Source organism: Streptomyces pallidus (ex Mingjun et al. 2026), from assembly GCF_051550185.1.
Classification (GTDB): Bacteria; Actinomycetota; Actinomycetes; order Streptomycetales; family Streptomycetaceae; genus Streptomyces.
This window is the reverse complement of sequence record NZ_CP196181.1, coordinates 153796-169788: the sequence shown is the minus strand read 5'-3', so window position 1 is coordinate 169788 and position 15993 is coordinate 153796. Positions and strand designations below refer to the sequence as shown.

Annotated in this window: 18 protein-coding genes and 2 pseudogenes; 13 read left to right on the top strand and 7 right to left on the bottom strand. The window is 71.7% G+C overall.

Annotated features, from left to right (window positions below):
• Positions 1-483 precede the first annotated feature (483 nt).
• Positions 484-1407, bottom strand: coding sequence for a quinone oxidoreductase family protein (locus tag ACSHWO_RS00840; protein WP_438309604.1), 924 nt, complete (start codon positions 1405-1407; stop codon positions 484-486).
• Positions 1408-1495: 88 nt separating this feature from the next.
• Between ACSHWO_RS00840 and ACSHWO_RS00835 the strand changes: the two genes are divergently transcribed.
• The 4 genes from ACSHWO_RS00835 to ACSHWO_RS00820 all read left to right on the top strand — a co-directional run bounded on the left by ACSHWO_RS00835 (position 1496) and on the right by ACSHWO_RS00820 (position 4062).
• On the top strand, positions 1496-1939 hold the full coding sequence (locus ACSHWO_RS00835; RefSeq protein ID WP_385805169.1) for a MarR family winged helix-turn-helix transcriptional regulator: 444 nt from the start codon (positions 1496-1498) through the stop codon (positions 1937-1939).
• 982 nt (positions 1940-2921) lie between these two features.
• Entirely contained in the window at positions 2922-3338 is a 417-nt protein-coding gene (locus ACSHWO_RS00830; protein WP_438309603.1) for a phage holin family protein, read from the top strand.
• A complete protein-coding gene (locus ACSHWO_RS00825) occupies positions 3335-3799 on the top strand; it encodes a DUF3618 domain-containing protein (protein WP_385805167.1) in 465 nt (154 codons plus the stop codon). The genes ACSHWO_RS00830 and ACSHWO_RS00825 overlap by 4 nt, the downstream gene beginning before the upstream one ends.
• Positions 3796-4062 carry a DUF4235 domain-containing protein gene (locus ACSHWO_RS00820; protein WP_438309602.1) on the top strand — a complete coding sequence of 89 codons (267 nt, stop codon included), beginning with the start codon at positions 3796-3798 and terminating at the stop codon, positions 4060-4062. The genes ACSHWO_RS00825 and ACSHWO_RS00820 overlap by 4 nt, the downstream gene beginning before the upstream one ends.
• Positions 4063-4390: 328 nt before the next feature.
• On the opposite strand, the gene ACSHWO_RS00815 is transcribed toward ACSHWO_RS00820, so the two are convergent.
• Positions 4391-5137 (bottom strand): ZIP family metal transporter, encoded by a 747-nt coding sequence (locus tag ACSHWO_RS00815; RefSeq protein ID WP_438309600.1) that lies wholly within the window; start codon positions 5135-5137, stop codon positions 4391-4393.
• Positions 5138-5279: 142 nt separating this feature from the next.
• A pseudogene (locus ACSHWO_RS00810) lies at positions 5280-5534 on the bottom strand (helix-turn-helix domain-containing protein); the annotation flags it as partial.
• A 486-nt stretch (positions 5535-6020) separates the two neighbouring features.
• Between ACSHWO_RS00810 and ACSHWO_RS00805 the strand changes: the two are divergent.
• A complete protein-coding gene (locus ACSHWO_RS00805; RefSeq protein ID WP_385805164.1) occupies positions 6021-6245 on the top strand; it encodes a hypothetical protein in 225 nt (74 codons plus the stop codon).
• A gap of 83 nt (positions 6246-6328) precedes the next feature.
• On the opposite strand, the gene ACSHWO_RS00800 is transcribed toward ACSHWO_RS00805, so the two are convergent.
• The gene (locus ACSHWO_RS00800) at positions 6329-6538 is read right to left on the bottom strand and encodes a hypothetical protein (RefSeq protein ID WP_385805163.1); all 210 of its coding nucleotides are present in this window, start codon (positions 6536-6538) and stop codon (positions 6329-6331) included.
• Positions 6539-6727: 189 nt separating this feature from the next.
• Here ACSHWO_RS00800 and ACSHWO_RS00795 point away from each other — a divergent pair, with 189 nt between their 5' ends.
• The 6 genes from ACSHWO_RS00795 to ACSHWO_RS00770 all read left to right on the top strand — a co-directional run bounded on the left by ACSHWO_RS00795 (position 6728) and on the right by ACSHWO_RS00770 (position 11929).
• Complete coding sequence (locus ACSHWO_RS00795; RefSeq protein WP_385805162.1) at positions 6728-6934, top strand: hypothetical protein; 207 nt, start codon at positions 6728-6730, stop codon at positions 6932-6934.
• 980 nt (positions 6935-7914) lie between these two features.
• Positions 7915-8625 (top strand): MarR family winged helix-turn-helix transcriptional regulator, encoded by a 711-nt coding sequence (locus ACSHWO_RS00790; protein ID WP_438309599.1) that lies wholly within the window; start codon positions 7915-7917, stop codon positions 8623-8625.
• A 207-nt stretch (positions 8626-8832) separates the two neighbouring features.
• On the top strand, positions 8833-9036 hold the full coding sequence (locus tag ACSHWO_RS00785; RefSeq protein WP_438309598.1) for a hypothetical protein: 204 nt from the start codon (positions 8833-8835) through the stop codon (positions 9034-9036).
• Between the two features lie 597 nt (positions 9037-9633).
• Positions 9634-10227: a TetR/AcrR family transcriptional regulator gene (locus ACSHWO_RS00780; protein WP_438309596.1), complete on the top strand. Its 594-nt coding sequence runs from the start codon at positions 9634-9636 to the stop codon at positions 10225-10227.
• Positions 10224-11060 (top strand): alpha/beta fold hydrolase, encoded by an 837-nt coding sequence (locus ACSHWO_RS00775; RefSeq protein ID WP_438309595.1) that lies wholly within the window; start codon positions 10224-10226, stop codon positions 11058-11060. Before ACSHWO_RS00780 ends, ACSHWO_RS00775 begins: the two co-directional genes overlap by 4 nt.
• A gap of 551 nt (positions 11061-11611) precedes the next feature.
• Complete coding sequence (locus tag ACSHWO_RS00770) at positions 11612-11929, top strand: hypothetical protein (protein WP_438309594.1); 318 nt, start codon at positions 11612-11614, stop codon at positions 11927-11929.
• A 103-nt stretch (positions 11930-12032) separates the two neighbouring features.
• Here ACSHWO_RS00770 and ACSHWO_RS00765 read toward each other — a convergent pair whose 3' ends face one another.
• Complete coding sequence (locus tag ACSHWO_RS00765) at positions 12033-12374, bottom strand: darcynin family protein (protein ID WP_438309593.1); 342 nt, start codon at positions 12372-12374, stop codon at positions 12033-12035.
• Between the two features lie 94 nt (positions 12375-12468).
• On the opposite strand from ACSHWO_RS00765, the gene ACSHWO_RS00760 reads away from it, so the two are divergent.
• Both ACSHWO_RS00760 and ACSHWO_RS00755 read left to right on the top strand, forming a co-directional pair.
• The gene (locus ACSHWO_RS00760) at positions 12469-13188 is read left to right on the top strand and encodes a TetR/AcrR family transcriptional regulator (protein WP_438309592.1); all 720 of its coding nucleotides are present in this window, start codon (positions 12469-12471) and stop codon (positions 13186-13188) included.
• 398 nt (positions 13189-13586) lie between these two features.
• Positions 13587-14054: a DUF3592 domain-containing protein gene (locus ACSHWO_RS00755; RefSeq protein ID WP_438309591.1), complete on the top strand. Its 468-nt coding sequence runs from the start codon at positions 13587-13589 to the stop codon at positions 14052-14054.
• 596 nt (positions 14055-14650) lie between these two features.
• Here the strand turns inward: ACSHWO_RS00755 and ACSHWO_RS00750 are convergent.
• Together ACSHWO_RS00750 and araD are read right to left on the bottom strand one after the other, a co-directional pair.
• A pseudogene (locus ACSHWO_RS00750) lies at positions 14651-15047 on the bottom strand (dienelactone hydrolase family protein); the annotation flags it as partial.
• 175 nt (positions 15048-15222) lie between these two features.
• Positions 15223-15936, bottom strand: coding sequence for an L-ribulose-5-phosphate 4-epimerase AraD (gene araD / locus ACSHWO_RS00745; RefSeq protein WP_385805151.1), 714 nt, complete (start codon positions 15934-15936; stop codon positions 15223-15225).
• Positions 15937-15993: the final 57 nt, after the last annotated feature.

Here is a 15993-nt window from a genome sequence, read left to right as displayed (position 1 = left end):
GAGCCGGCGGCACGTTCTCGACATCCGCAGACCGCCGAACTCCCGAAGTCTGGATCGCGCCCCGGCACCGCTACAGCCACGACGATCTTCGTGGACTTCCCCGACGCGCCCGCGAACGACTCCCCGGCCGCCCTGCGCGTCCTACGCCGGCGGCGGCAGCGGCCACCCTTGGGCAGGGGAGCAGGTGGCCCGGCCGGCCCGCGTCGGAACGCACGACGGTGGGCCGGGAGCACGCCCGTTCCACCGGATGGAGTCGCCGATCCACAGGTCGTCGTGCCGTGGGGTCGGTGCCCTCGGCCGAGAGATGACGATCCGGACGTCGATCCGGTTCATCGCCGACGGGGCCGCAGCCGGGACCTCGAGCCGTACCGGCAGAAGAAGGCGTAGATCCGCGAGGACAACGACATCCCGGCCGAGGGCGGCGTGATGTTCGCCGAGGTGACCGTCCCGGACGCGACCCGGGCAATGATCGACCGGACAGCGCTACGGGACGAGGACGACCTTGCCGAGGTTGCGACGCTGCTCGATGAGGGTGTGGGCTCGGGCGGCGTCGACGAGGGGGATCTCCTCGTGGACGGCGGTGCGCAAGATGCCCGTGTCGCGCATCTGCCAGAGCTCGCTCAGCCAGCGGTCGTAGAGTTCGGGCCTGCCGGCGGCGATGGCGCGCATCTGGAAGCCGATCATCGAGGCACCGCGGACCAGGAGTTCGTACGCCTCGACCGTGCCGCCGCCGGAGCTGAACGCCACCAGTCGGCCGCCCGTCCCCAGGGCTCGCACGGCGGGGCCGAGGAGGTCCCCGCCGACACCATCGAGAACCACGTCGTACGGGGCGCCCCAGTCGGCCTCCTCGTAGAGGACGACCTCGTCGGCACCCAGCCCTCGGACGAAGTCGGCCTTGTCGGCGCTGCTGACGGCGGCGACGACGCGTGCTGCCCCACCGGCCTTGGCGTACTGGAGGGCCAGCGTGCCCACGCCGCTGGCCGCCGCCGTGACCAGCACCGACTCCCCGGGCCCCGTGCGCGCGGCCTCGTAGGCACCGCGCGCCACCAGCCCGCTGCGGACCAGGGCGACCGCCTCCACGGCGGTCGCGCCGTGCGGGATCCGGGAAACCATGGCGGCGTTCAGGACCGCGAACTCGGCGTAGGCGTCGGCGAAGCACAACCCGGTGACGCGGTCTCCCACGCCGAAGGCGGTGACTCCCGCACCCACGGCGACGATCTCCCCGGCTGTCTCGCCTCCGAACGGGATCGGCTCGCTGCCCTCCCGCACTCTGCGCACCGTGGGGAGGGTCACCCCGACCGCCTCGACCCGGATCAGTACTTCCCCGGCGTCTGCCTCGGGTCGGTCGACCTCCTCGGCGAACAGTACTTCGGGCCCACCGTTGACTTCATGGCGAATGCGCAGCACAGGACCTCCCCGGTCCGAAATCGTTGGGAGTCCCAACGATAGTTCCACTGTCATGGGGAAGTCCAACGAATCTGGATAGGCTGGGCTCATGACCGCGGAACTCCAGCGCATCCAGTCCCTGCCCACGTGGCTCGTCGGCCGTGTTGCGGCCCGAGGCCGGGGCATGGTCGCCGACGCGATCGCTGCGGAGGGGTTGAAGCTCATGCACCACGCGGTACTGGCCGCCACGGCCGAGTACGGGCCCGTCACCCAGGCCGACCTGGGCCGTCGCCTGGCCGTAGACCCCAAGGACATGGTCGGCACCCTCAACCACCTCCAGAAGGAGGGCCTGCTCCTGCGCGCCCCCCACCCCTCCGACCGCCGCAAGAACGTCGTCACCGTCACCCCGGCGGGCACGGCCGTCCTCTCCCGCTGCGGAGCTCTGGCCGAGGCCGCCAATGCCGAACTGCTGGCACCCCTCACCCCGGACGAGCGGAAGCAGCTGATGACCCTGCTGACCAGGCTCCACGAGGCAGCGGAAAGTCCGGCCTGATCCCACATGACCGACCCGGACGGCTCCTGGGTGCCCCGGGTCCGGGGGGCCCAGGGGCCGCGGGCAACGCACGGCGAGGGCCGCCCGGTGGGGAACGCCGCCCTGCCCAGGGGTGCCTGCACAGGGGTGGCGGGGGAGGGGGCGCCCGAGGGCCGGAGCAGGCGGGAGCCTGGCGGTCTCGAGGACGTGGAGGTCGACGGGCTCCGGGCGCCGCCTTCGACCCCTCCGTCCCCGATCGCGACCGCGCCTCCCTTCCGGACCGGCCCCCGCAACCGTGAGGTGCCGGACGGGCGGTCAAGGGCCGATGGCGCGGGCCGCTCCCGCCAGGGCCGCCTCGGCTTCCTTCACGGTCGGACGTCGGATCTCGCCGGCTGGCAGGACGCAGGACCTCGTGAACGAGGGCGGTCGACCGGCCGGTGAAGGGAAGGTACTCGTCCCCGCCGCCGGCGCGGATCGCGGCCATCACGCGGGGCACGGTCTCAGCGGGATCCACCCGCTCGGGGTGATCACACAGCATGTCCACCAGGGGAGTGCGCAGACAGCGGGGGACCCCGGCACTGCCGGGGCGGTTGAACGGCGGCAGGATCCGCTCGCCGCCACGACCCCCACGGCGTCCGAGGCCGCGGACTCGACGACCCGGGTCTTCCACGCCTGCGACACCTGCATCTCGTCCGACGCGGGGAAGAGCGCCCCCCTCAGCACACCCTGCGCCCAGCGCCAGCGCCGCGGCCAGGCCGCGGCCGTCGGTGATCCCGCCTGCCGCGAGGACGGGTACCTCGCCCCGCCGTGTCGCCGACGTGGGGGACCAACACCATCGTGGCGGCATCCCGGCCGTGCCCGCCCGCTTCGCCGCCCTGGGCCACGATCACGTCGGCTCCGGCCCGGAGGTCACGGTAGCCGGGGGGTGAGCGGCGGGCTGCCGGGTATGCGCGCTCGGGGAGCACGATCCTGACGAGGCGAGCGGAGGAAGGTGACGCAGCAGATGAGCGCTGTTGGAAGTCGTGCCGGCCACGAAACCGACGAGCCGGTGGGGGTACTGGTCGCGCGGGCGTCGCAGCAGATCTCGGAACTGGTCCGGGAGGAGGTGCTGCTGGCCCGGGCGGAGATGACGCAGAAGGGCAAGCGCTACGGATTGGGCGGCGGCCTGTTCGGCGGCGCCGGCCTCGTCGGCATCCTGGCCGCCCAGGCCATGGTTGCGGCGTCCATCGCGGCCCTGGCGCTGGTGCTGCCGCTTTGGGCCGCGGCCCTGATCGTCGGGGCCGTGCTGGCGGTGGTGGCCACCGTGCTGGCCACGGCCGGGAAGAAGCAGGTCACCCAGGCCGGCAGTCCCTTGCCCGAGCAGACCATCGACCACGTCAAGGCCGACGTGGCCGAGATCAAGGAGAGGACACACCGATGAGCCATCAGTCCGAGGGCGACGATACGGCCCCCACCACCCACCAGCTCCGCGAGCAGGTCGAGCACACCCGTGACGAACTCGGCCAGACCGTCGAGGCGCTGGCAGCGAAGGCCGACCTGAAGGCACAGGCAAAGGACAAGGCGACGGAAATCAGGGAGCAGGCGGCTGGAGCGGCCGCCCTCGTGACCGACAGGCTTCGGGAGAAGGCGACGCAGACAGCCGAGCTGCTCAAGGACAAGGCTCCCGAGCCGGTCCTTGACACGGCAGCCCACGCCGCGGTCCAGGCCCGCGAGGGCGCACTCCACGCCCGGCGCCTGGCGGCCGCTGCTACCCCGGACGAGGTCCGTGAGATGGTGGCATCAGCCACGACCAGGGCGCGGGCCAACCGCGTCCCGCTCCTGGCTGCCGCCGCAGCGATCGGCCTCTTCCTGCTGCTGCGCCGCACCTGGAGGCGCAAGTGAAAGCATCCAAGATCACCTACAAGCCCCTCGGGATGGCGCTCGGTGCCGTCAGCGGCATGGCGGCTGGCGCGGCTTTCAAACAGGCATGGAAGATGATCGGCCACGAAGGCGATGCCCCGGACGCCACCGATGAGAACCGCACCTGGACGGAAGTCCTGGCCGCAGCAGCCCTGCAGGGCGCGATCTTCGCCGTGGTCAAGGCCGCTGTCGACCGCGGTGGGGCGGCAGCCACTCGCCGTCTGACCGGCACCTGGCCCGGCTGACCCCGGCGCATACGCCCGGCCTCCGGCTTCGGAGGCCAGCACGGCCCGGGACACGGCGGGGCCGCGCACCTTGGACCGCACACGATCACCACGGCCCGCTGTCCCCGCCTGCTCGTCCGGTGTGCTGCGTCGCGCGCCGCCCGCGACCGACACGGTGCCAGCTGTGCCGGAGCACGCTGGCGGTTCGATGTCCTGTTCCAGGGCCCCTCCTGGGACAGGACATCGACGCATGCCTCGAGCGGTGATGGATTGGTGGCCCCCCCGGGGCCGGGACGCGGCCGCCTGCCGCCGGCATTCTCGGGTTGGAGGCTGCGAAGGCCGATGTCCCTCACAGGTGGCCCATGGCGAATGCCGAGAGAAACCCGGCGACGGTGGTCAGGCCGGTCAGGAGGTGAACGCGGCTGCACGCCTCCGGGATCATCGTGTCGGCGACCATCGCAAGAATCGCCCCGCCCGCCACCGCAGTGATCACCGCCATCACCGATGAGGAGGCCCCGCCGAGCAGCGCGTAGCCGGCCAGCGCGGCCAGGCCGCTGATCACGGCGATGCCGCCCCAAAGGGTGAAGACGTACCGGCGGCTGCGCCCGGCCTCCTGCATCCCCGCGGCACTGGCCAGGCCCTCGGGGAGGTTGCTGATGAACACCGCTCCCACCGTGGCCGTTCCCAGATGCCCGCCCCCCAGGAGACTGGTGCCGATGACCACGGACTCCGGTACCCCGTCCAGCAGCGCCCCGAGCGCGATGGCATTGCCCGAACCCGGCTCCTGCGACTCGGAGGGCTGCCGCTGCCCGGAGCGCTTGCGGTGCTGGGCCCCGCGCCGCGCCAGCAGGGCGTTCGCCCCCGAGTACAGCGCGGCACCGCCGACCGCGCCGGCCACCACCGGCCCCATCCCGGAGCGCTCGTACGCCTCGGCAATCAGCTCGAACGACACCGCGGACAGCAGCACACCGCTGCCGAACGCCATCACCAGTGCGATCCACCGCGGCGGAACCCGCACAAACGAGCCGACAGCAGCGCCCACCAGCAACGCCGCCCCCGCGAACAGGCCCCACCCACCCGCAACCAGCGCACCCACCGCAAGCCCCTTCCACTCGCTGCCAACTGATGCACCGCACGTACCCGCCAAACCGCAGAACAACATGGTGAACGCGCCCGGTCCACGGACCCTTGCAGGCACGGGCATGTGTCGCAGGCCGAATCCGCACCTCGCCCAAGGCGGCCCCCGCCGCCTCGTCGCGTTCGACCGCGCGGCGGGCCGACACCTGGTGACTCCAGCCGTGCCCCCGCAGCATCTGCGAGATCCCCGACAGCGTCATGGGCTCCTGGAACCGCCGGCCGATCAGAGTTCTGATCCGGGCCAGCGTCCATGTCCGGTCCGGCCGGCCATGGGCGTCCGGGCCCTTGGCCAGTTCCTCCTCGAGCACGGCGAACAGGGGCTCGCTCAGCTTCGGCCGCGCCGCAAGGCCACGGGACCGTACCCCGTCCTGGCCGGCCGCCCGTCCGTGCTGGACATCGTCTGGCTCGGCGATTGGTCGTGGGGCGGGCTGCTGCCGTCGGGTCCGTTGCCCGGGGGCGGCGGTCCGAGCGCCGACGCCGGGGGTTCGCCGGAGGGCCCCGGGCCCGACCGGGGAGGAGGTCGGGTGCGGGGTGTCCGGGTGCCGTACGGATCCGGGCGGCAGCCCGTCGTGCGGGCGGGCCCGCCCCATGACGCCGGGGGGAAGGGGCGTCACGGGGGCGGGGCCCGCTCCGGAGGCCCACCCCCACGGCGAGGCCTCCGACACCAACGCGTCTGACCCGGCTCGTCCTCCCCAAACCCCCTTCTTTTCAGCAGTTCTGAGAGGACGTCACGTCCTGCCGCTCTCAGGGTCGCGTGTGGGGCCGCTTCATTGCTGGTCAGCGTGCGGAAGCGGGCTCCGCTCCAGATGCCGTCCCGCCCGGGACATCGCACGCTGGGATGTATGGCTGACCAGACGGAGATCGTGATCCATCCCGTGTCGCCGCGGGGCGGGCGCAAGGTCACCGTGCACGCCCTCGGCGTGGACACGGACCTCGGCAGGGCGTTCACGCCCGGGGACGTGTCGGAGTACCTGCGCCGGGCCGGCCTGGAGGACGTGGACCTGTCCGAGGAGGGGCCGATCCGGTGGGAAGGCGGCGGCCCCGAGGTGTGGTCCAGCGACATCTGACCAGCCGGGCACCGGGCACGTGGTGCTCCTGGGCGCGGCGGGCTTCCCTGCTGGCGGGTGCTGCCAGGCCGAGCCCCTTGGTGTCACCCGTGCAGGCGGCTGTTGGCGCCCTCCCCGTCCTGGGCGCTGTCGTCGTTGAACCAGTAGTCCCCGGCCGCCAGGTAGCGGGAGGAGCGGCTGTTCTCCGGGGGCGGCTCGGCGGTGACGGCCCGATTCCGGTCCTCGGCCGGGGCACCGGCAGGAAGGACGGTGGTGACCGCGGTGCGGTCCTTGCGCAGGGTGCGCTCCAGCATGTGAATCCTGCTCCTGACGCCGCGGGGACGGTGAATGCGCTCATCCTCGACACCCCGGCACCGCAACGCATCCGCACCAGCCACCGCTCACCCTTCCGCCACAACACGTAACCGAAATGATGCGGAATGTGACTCCTGGTGTCAGCGTGGCAGAGGAAGTACCACCCCACGCATCAAGGAGTCGCCATCATGGGCGGTATGCAGGACAAGCGCCAGGAACCGGGCAAGGGACGCGAGGAGCAGCAGCGCCCCCAGCGCCCGCAGCGGCCCGGTCCGGACCCGGTCCACCCCGACCCCGGCACCCCCTCCCGCGGCGGCCAGCGCCCCGAGGAGATGGGACGGCGCCGCAAGGAGGACCTGCGCCGCGACGAGCACGACCCGCGCGAGGACTTCTGACTTCAGGCGGTACCCCACGCACGCAGAGCCCGGCCAGGCGCCCGTAGTCACCCCGGCCGGGCTCTGTTCATCCCACCCGGCTCGCTGTCGTCACGCGCCAGCGGTCACAGGGTCGGAACCCGGGGAGTGCCGCGTCGTGTGCCGGCCGCGGCCCCGCCCGGCGGCCGGAGATGCCGTGACCGAGGGCCGGCGCCCGGGCGCGGACCGGATCGAGCGCGCGCCTGGAGGCGGGCTGTGATCCGGCATGGGCGCGGCGGGCGACGACGGTGCTGCGGTCCGCTCTCCGTCGGGTGTCCAAGCGCGCAGAGCTGCGTCGCTGTCGGAGCTCCGCGCCGCCTGGCAGGACTCGGCGGCCCGGGCGTACGAGCCGAGGTCGTCGCCCACCCGGCGGAGCGCGCCCGTGCCGCGGCCGGCAGCGATTTGAGCGCTGGTGCGCCCGGTCGTCGACATCGCCCTGACCGCGTCGAGACGATCGTCATGATGTACGTGATGCGCGGGCCGTTCCAGCACCAGCACCCTCACCTCCTCGCCGGGGCCCGCCGCCACCTCTCCTATGTCCAGCGTTGCCCCCACCCGCCGGGCCTGGACGAGCAGATCGTGCGGGGACCAGGCCGGGCTACGCCCCCTGACCCGCAACCCGTCCGCCGCCCAGCCGACCGCGACCCCGCGGGCATCGCGCACCGTGTGGATGTCCCGCGCACCCGCGGAGCGCTCGGCGAACCGCGTCGCGGGGATCTTCCAGGTCTGTGGGCGGTCATGCCATCGCCGACAGTCCTTTGACCAGCACAGAGAGGCCACCGGCCAGGGCCAAAGCGAAGACGAGTCGGCGTACTGCGCGTTCGCGGACTCTTGGGGCAAGGGCCCTGCCGCTGAGGGCGCCCACCACCATGGCGGCCGCCGTCACCGCCCGCACGGGGCCCCGAGGCGGGGTACGCCGTCGGCGGCCACGGAGAAGACGTTCACCGCGATGCCGTAGAACTGTGCGTTCGGCACGAATTCGTGGACCGACCATCCGCGCTGAAGGCGTACAGCGAGTACGGCGGCCCGCCGACGCCGGCGGGCAACGGGACCATGGCACCGATCCGCACGCGACGCCTACCCGCGGCGAGTCCGGCGAGGCTGATGACCCCGGCTGCGCAGTTGGCGAGGGCGAGCCCGATGGTTCCCTCTACGATCCCGGGGTCCGGGCCTCCATGGAGGCCTTCACCGGGGGCGACGCCACCTTGGCACTGGAAGCGGCCGCCGCCGTCCGCTCGGCCACGCAGGCCATCGACCGACTGCGTTCGCACGGCGCCGGCGGACGCGGCCTCAGAGCCGGGGCGCTCGACCTGCTCGCCCGCCTGCACGCGGCCTCCGAGGAAGGGCTCAGCATCGGGGAGTCGGCGCGTGCGGCCGGAGTCACGTCGCGCAACGTCACGGGGCTGGTTGACACGCTGGGGCGCGACGGCCTGGCACAGCGTGTCCAGAACCAGCGCGACCGCAGGTCGGTGGGGGTCCGGATCACCCCTGCCGGGCGGGAGTGGCTGGAGGCTTTCCGGCAACCGTCCCGGCGTGCCATGTCGGCGGTCTTCCGGGGCTTCAGCCGGGAGGAACTCGTCCAACTCAGGCACCTGTGCCTGCGCTTGGTGGCGAACGAGAACGCGATCGAGCGGTACCTGAACGACGTCCGGCCGGACGAACCGACTTCCTGAACCGACCCCTGGGGCACCGCATGACTACCAGCGCATCCGTCCGCGAGACCGTCAGGGCCTCCTCCGACGCGCGGTTCCGCGGCGACATGACCGCTGCCGCCGCTCTGACCGGTTGACGGCTTCGTCTTCCGCAGCCCCTTCATCACCTCCGACAGCCCGGCCGGCCACCTCGACGGCATCGAAGGGCTCCTGGGCATCGTCAGCGACGTGGAGCTGATCAGCGAGCTGTACGGCGAGAGCGAGGCCACCTTGGTCTACGACCTCCACACCGTCCCGGCCGTCGGCATCACCCAACGCACCGCCGAGCACTTCCGGCTCCGCGACGGCCGGATCACGGCGATCATGCTCATCTTCGACTCCGCCCCCGGGCAGGCCATCATGGCGGCCGCGGGCCCGACCGCCGACGCGTAACAGCCGGCCCCCCGGGATGGTGAGCCGGCTCGTGACCCGCAAGCATGCGCACGTCCTCCAGATGTCCGGATATGCGGCCTGCTCTACCTCGAGCCGCACGCCGCGGTGGAGCGCGCAAGCACCCCGAGCGGGTTTGTTGTCCGCCCCCTATGTGGTCGGCCCTGGATGGTGCGAGATGAGCGCGGTCGTCGACCAAGGCCTCGGCCAGAGCGTGGGTCAGAGGCGCGTACACGGGCTTCTAAGCGGGCTCCCAGCGGGTCACGGCAGCAGAGTCCGGCCATCCCACCACACACCCCTGGCATCACCCTCGGTCAGCCCTGTCGGCGGCCAGTTCCGATCCCCCGCTGGCGGCCGCTCAGCGGGGTGTGATCCGGTCGCGATCGTCGCAGTGGGTGATCAGCGTGGTGGGACCCGGACGGCAATACACGCCGAGCGCCGACGAGGTCGACTGGCCGCAGCGGGGGATGCAGATCCGGCGACGACCGAGCGCAAGGTGAGCCATCCGCAAGAGCAGTAACGGCGGGAGTGTTGAGCCTCCTTGCTATTCCTAGGGCCCCTAGGTTAAAACTAGGGACCCTAGGTCAACGAGGAGAGTGCATGGCGCGGGCAGGGCTGACGGCGCAGCGGGTGACGATCGCGGGTGCCGAGCTGGCGGACGAGGTCGGGCTCGACCAGGTGACCATGTCGCAGGTGGCGCGGCGACTGGGCGTGAGGGATGCGAGCCTCTACACCCATGTGCGCAGTCTGGAGGATCTGCGCGGACGGATCGCGCTGCTGGCGGCGGACGAGAAGACGATCCGCATCGCGGAGGCGACCTCCGGACGGGCGGGCAAGGACGCGCTGGTCGCGTTCGCCGACGCCTGGCGGGAGTACGCCCACGAGCACCCGGGCCGCTACGCGGCGACGCAGACCCGGGTCCGGATCGACCCCGATCTGGCGGCAAAGGCAGCCGGACCGCGGCGTGCGGTCGAACTGACCTACGGCATGCTGCGCGGCTACGGACTGACCGAGCCCGACCTGACCGACGCGGTCCGCTTGCTGCGCAGCACGTTCCACGGCTTCGTCGCCTTGGAGGCCGCGGGCGGGTTCGCGCACGAGCGTTCGCCGCAGCAGTCCTGGGTCCGCGCGCTCGACGCCCTCCACACCCTCCTGGAGCACTGGCCCCCGTCCCGAGAAGGAGACTTCGCATGACCGACCCGACCGTCGGCACCCTGCGCGTGAACGGCGCGACCCTGCATTACGAAGTGCGCGGCTGGGGCCCGCTCCTGCTGTTGATCCCCGGAGGGACGGGCGGAGCGGCCGCCTTCGACGGCATCGCCGACGACCTGGCCGCGGAGTACACCGTCGCGACCTACGACCCGCGCGGCATGTCAAGAAGCACGCTGGACGACCCCGAAGCAGAGCAGAGCGTGGCCGAACACGCCGACGACGCCTTGCGGATACTGGAACTGCTGTCGCCCGATGAGCCCGCCCGGGTGTTCGGGTCCAGCTCGGGCGCGATCGCCGCCCTGCACCTGCTCACCGCCCATCCCGAACGCATCGAACGCCTCGTGGCGCACGAGCCGCCGGTGGTGGAGGTCCTGCCCGACGCTCACGAACACCGCATGCTCATCGCACGCGTAAAGGCAACGTTCCAGGCAGAGGGGCTCATGTCGGCGATGGCCGTGTTCGCCGCGGGTCTGAGGAAGGACGGCGACACCTCCGAGCCGAAGGCGGAGATCAAGCTTCCGCCGCAGGCAGCGGCGAGGGTTGAGCGGACGATGACCAACCTGCCCTATTTCGTCGGGCGCATCGTGCCGAGCTTCATGGCCTACGCCCCGGACATCCACCGGCTGGAGGCACTGTCGGACCGGCTTGTGCTCGCCTGCGGCCAGGACTCACGCGGCGAGCTGCCCTACCGGCCGGCCGCTTTCCTGGCCGAGCATCTCAATACGGAACTCCTGCACTTCCCCGGCGGGCACACCGGCCTGACCACGCACCCCGCCGAGTTCGGCGAACTTCTCCGGAAGGCCTTCCGGGCCTGACTCCGAAGCTGAGCCGCCCGGGTTGGCGCCCACCGCAGATGGTCACTGAAGTCACATCCGAACTGGCCGGACGCGGGAGATGAAATTGCGGCCCGCGCCGCTGGTGACCAGGAGGTTGTCCGGGGAGAACGTCAGAACGCTGAGCGGTTGGCCGGTTACGGCAATGGCTGAGCCGGCCTTCTGGCCGGTTGCCGGGTCCCACAAGCAGACTCCGCCGGATCAGCTCGCGCCGCAGGTCCGCCGCGCTCAGCCCGCGGCAGCCGGTGAAGCGGACAAGGGCTTCGACGACCTCGTAGGGGCGTACGTCCACGGTGTCGGGGTGGGAGGTTTTGCCGTTGACGGTCCATAGCTGCCGGTCCTCGCCAGCGGCGGTGCGGCGGAAGTCGAGGGCGCGCACCGCAACGCCCACGGTGGACGCAGGCCCTGGTGGTGGGTTGAGAACCGATCCGGTACGGGTGGTGTCCTTGGGACGCGTACGACGTGGAAGTGCATGACGTCACGCATCCGGCCTCCGGCGGCGGTGTGCGCAGGGTGATGCGGCCGCCGACGGGGTGGACGGCGAAGTCGGCGACGACGTCGAAGCGCTCGCCGGGCGCGATGTCGAGAGTGTCGAGTCGCTCGGGTGCGGGCAGCAGCCGCCGTCGCTGCCGATCTACGAACCGCCCGTTCCCGCCGGCTTCGACGTCGAGCCGAAGCCGGTAGCGGCGGGCGTCGGAGCCGTTCAGCAGACGGAAGCGATAGCGGCAGCCCGAGACCTCCAGCTCGGGCCAGGGTGCGCCGTTGGCGAGCTGGACGTCGCGCTGGACACCGTGAGGACGTCGGCGTTGGCCGAGTGCCAGGCGAGCGGGTCCGGGTCACCGGTGGCGTAGAGACCGGCCAGCGGAGTCTGAGCGAGGGTGTCCAGGAGCACCAGTGTGGCGCCGGTCCGCATCAGCCGCACCGACCGACGCCCGCTGCGGACGTCGTGCCGGCTCACGCGTGAACTCCCGGGGCGAGGCGCTCGTACGTCTGGAAGCCGTCCCGGACGCCGAGGAGGACCTCTCCGAGGACGAGGTAGCCGTCGCTGATGAGCGGAGTGTCGCGCAGGGCCTCGATGAGGAAGTAGTACGCGCCCAGGTCCTCGGTCTCCAGCACGGCAAAGTCCGAGAAGCGGCCGCTGAACGCTTCGGCGTCGAAGAATCGGGCCGTGATCCGGTCCGCATGTCGGGCGAACACCGGCTCGATGTGCGCCTGGCGCATCCGGTTCCGCTCCTCGCGCGGCATTGCCAGCCAGCGCGGTGTGAGTGTGTAGGTCAGCACGATGCCGTACGTCATGAGCCCCCCAATGCCAATAGTTAACAGCGTTAACTCTTATGGAGAGCTAAAGTGATAGCTGTTAACTTTGTCAAGCGGAGGGCAGCCCACGGCCATGACGGACACCCAGGGAGCTGCCGGGGGCAGGCGTCGCCACCGCGTGCGGGAGGATGCCCTCGCCGACGCGATGCGCATCGCCCGGCGGCTGCTGATCGAAGAGGGCCCGGCCTCGGTGACCGTCCGGGCCGTCGCCCGGGAGATGGGACTGACCGCGCCGGGCCTGTACCGGTACTACGCCGGTCACCGGGAGCTGGTCCAGGCCCTGGTCTCGCACCTCTACGACGAGCTCGCCGCTGCCCTGACCGCGGCGCGTGACCTACGGCCTGTCGGCGAACCGGGTCAGCGGCTGCGGGAGGTGTGCCGTGAGCTGCGCCGGTGGGCGCTGGCCCACCCGCAGGAGTTCGCCCTGCTGTTCGCCAAACCGGTGGCGGACGCCGACACCGCGCCGGGGGCGGCCGCGCACGAGTCGAGCTGGCGTTTCGGGGGCGTCGTCCTGGAGCTGATGGTCGAGCTGTGGCGCCGCGGCGCCGTGCGCGCGCCAGCGGACCTGGACCCGGCCTGGGCGGCGCAGCTGGAGGAGGTGCGCGAGCACCTGGCGGGCGAGCCGGTGCCGCTGGAGGTGATCTACGTCTTCGTGGCCTGTTGGGCGCGGCTGTACGGGGCGGTCGCGGTGGAGGTGTTCGGACACCTCGACTTCGCCCTCACCGACCCGGGGCCGCTCTTCGAACACACCGTCGGCGAGGTCCTCACCCTGCTCGGTGGCCCGGCCGCCTGACCGGCGACCGGGCCCGGCGCGGTCTCAGCGGCGCCGCCGACCGGAGCGGGCCGCGGCCCGGCCGCCGCGTCGGCGCTGCGGCTGTCGGAGCGGGTGCGGAGGGCGGCGAGGTAGGCCATGGCCAGCAGCAGGGCGGTGGCGACGGTGGTGTGGCGGGAGGGGAGGGAGGTGCGGTGGATCCGACCGTTCCCGACCCAGCGCCGGACGTGCGAGAGCAGCGCCCACTGGTACGCGGACGTCATCGCCCGCGCGGCCTCAGCGCTCGACCGCGGCGGGGACATCGGAGCCGTCCCTCCTGCTTCCACCGGAACCGACTGGCGGCAGGAGAACGTCGCCGATACCAACGTGGTACGCCGGCGCCGTAGCCCTCGGGCCGCCGCCAAACCGAAACAGGTCTCATGTCCCCTTCCCTGGTCCTCTGGCTCTTCTCCTTGATCTTCACTGCGGCTGGTGCCGCCATCGGCACGGCGGGATACCGCGAGGTCCGGAAGAACGATCACCTGCTCCGCAAGGGCATGACAGCGCAGGGTGTGGTCACCCGCCTCGCGCCGATGCAGCTGGAGGGGCAGTCGGAGGCATCGCTCACGTTCGGGAGTACCGGGACCACGGTGTACCGACCGGTGATCGCCTGGACCACGGCAGACGACCGGTCCATGGAGACCACGTCGAACGTGGGCCGCCCCCGCGAAAAGACCCTTCGCGTCGGCTCCCGGGTCGAGGTCCGCTACGACCCGGCGGACCCCTCCCGCTGGACGCTCCCCGCCCAGGGCAGTGGCCTGTGGTGGGCCGGCGTCGCGACGGGTGCGCTTTTCGTGGTGCTGGGGCTGGGTTCCTGCGCAGGGGCCCTGTACGTGCAGGGGGTCTGAACCCCAGGGTCAGGCGTGCAGGGTCCCACCTCGCCTGGGCGGTAGCCGTTGCGGTGGTTGACGAGTTCGCCGCGGACTCGCCGCCGGGAGTCCTGCTCTGGCCGATGCGCCCCGAGCACCTCGTACGCGGACTTTCACCCAGGCTGTCCTGTTCCGTGGAGCCGAGGCCACCGAGAAGCAAGGTCAGTGAAGCGCGGAACAGCTCGAACGATGGGGTGTTGGCGCGTCAAGCGGGCCGCGGTATCCGGGGAGGTAGCGCTGGGCCGTGCCCGTCAGGGCTGCTCCCAGCGGATGCGGCGCAGCCCGAGGCCGTCCAGCAGGTACGTGGCGTCGTCCCGGTGGATCGCGTCAGTCGCAGCGATTGCCTCTAGTTCGCCCAGGAGGCGATCACGGTCACCTGCGGGCAGCTGCCTCAGCCAGTGCACGATGCGGGGGAAGTCCATGTCGAGGTTGGCGTAGTCGAGCGAGACCAGGATTTCGGCACGTGCGTTCTCGTAGGTCGCTGGCTTCGCGCTTTCCAGAGCTTCCGGTTCTCTCCATGTGCTGGACACGCGACGCACTATACGTCGCAGAGGGGGCAACCGCCGGGTGTCTCGGGTGTCGGACGTGGTGAAGCCGTGGACGGTGGTGGGGGGCAGAGCCTGCTTGAGCTCCCAGAGGGCCACTGCTGTCATGCCGCCTTCGGCATGGCCGAGGTGGACGTCTGCGGTGGTCTTGGAGAAGAGGTCGGGTCCGTCGGCGTTCACGGGGCCGCGGAACGCGGCGACGGCGCGGCCCGGGTGAGCCGCGGCGGTGTGCCTCGCGAGGAGGCCGCCGATGCAGTAGCCGGTCGCCGCGACGGCGCCGGCGCCGACTTCGGGCTGGGTGGTCGGGACGGACGCCGAAGCCGTCCGCCTCCATCAGTACCCCTGGGTGCTGCTCGCCGTGGTCGGGAACGGCGGTGAACGCGTCGGACTGACCGTCCGGGGCGGACCTCGCGTAGCAGCGCAGGATCCTCGATCGAGCAGCGGGCTCACATCGGCCCGCACGGCGCTTAGGGAACCACCGGGTCACCAAACCGTGTGCGGCGCAAAGCGCCCCGGCAGTCACCCCCCCCAACGTAAGCCACGGGAAAAGTCGTTGCCGGAACCATGAGCCCGGGGCACGTCCACCAGCGGGGACGGTTTCGTCAGACGGAGTGGGGATTGCCGTAGTAGGCGTTCGGGCCGTGCTTGCGGGTGAAGTGTCGGTCCAGGACGTGCTGCGGGGGTTCGACCGTGCCCAGGGCGATGGTGTGGAGGGCCATCTCGGCCACCGCCTCGCAGACGACGGCGTGCTCCAGGGAGGTGGTGGCGTCGGTGCCCCAGGTGAAGGGGCCGTGGTGGGCGACGAGGGCACCGGGGACTTCCTCGGCCCGGGTGTCGTCACCGCCCAGCAGGTCCACGATCACCTGGCCGGTGTTGTACTCGTAGTCCGTGGCGCACTGCTGGGGGGTGAGGGGCGCGGTGACGGGGACGGGGCCGTTGAAGGTGTCCGCGTGGGTGGTGCCGAGCACCGGTATCGGGCGCCGGGCCTGGGCGAAGGCGACGGCGTGGGTGGAGTGCGTGTGGGTCACGCCTCCGATGGAGGGGAAGGCGAGGTAGAGGCTGCGGTGCGTCTCGGTGTCGGTGGACGGGCGCAGACGGCCTTCGACGACGCTGCCGTCGGAGAGGGAGACGACGACCAGGTCCTCCTCGCTCAGTACGTCGTAGGCCACCCCCGAGGGCTTGATGACGAAGACACCGGCCTGTCGGTCCACACCGCTCACGTTGCCCCAGGTGAGGGTGGCCAGGCCGGCTCGGGGGATGCGGAGGTTGGCCTCCAGTACCTCTCGGCGCAGTTCACTGGAAACGGCGGTGCTCACGGTGGGCTCCGTCCTGGTGCGAGGGGAGGTGGTCACGGCGCCCTGCAGGGCGGGGGC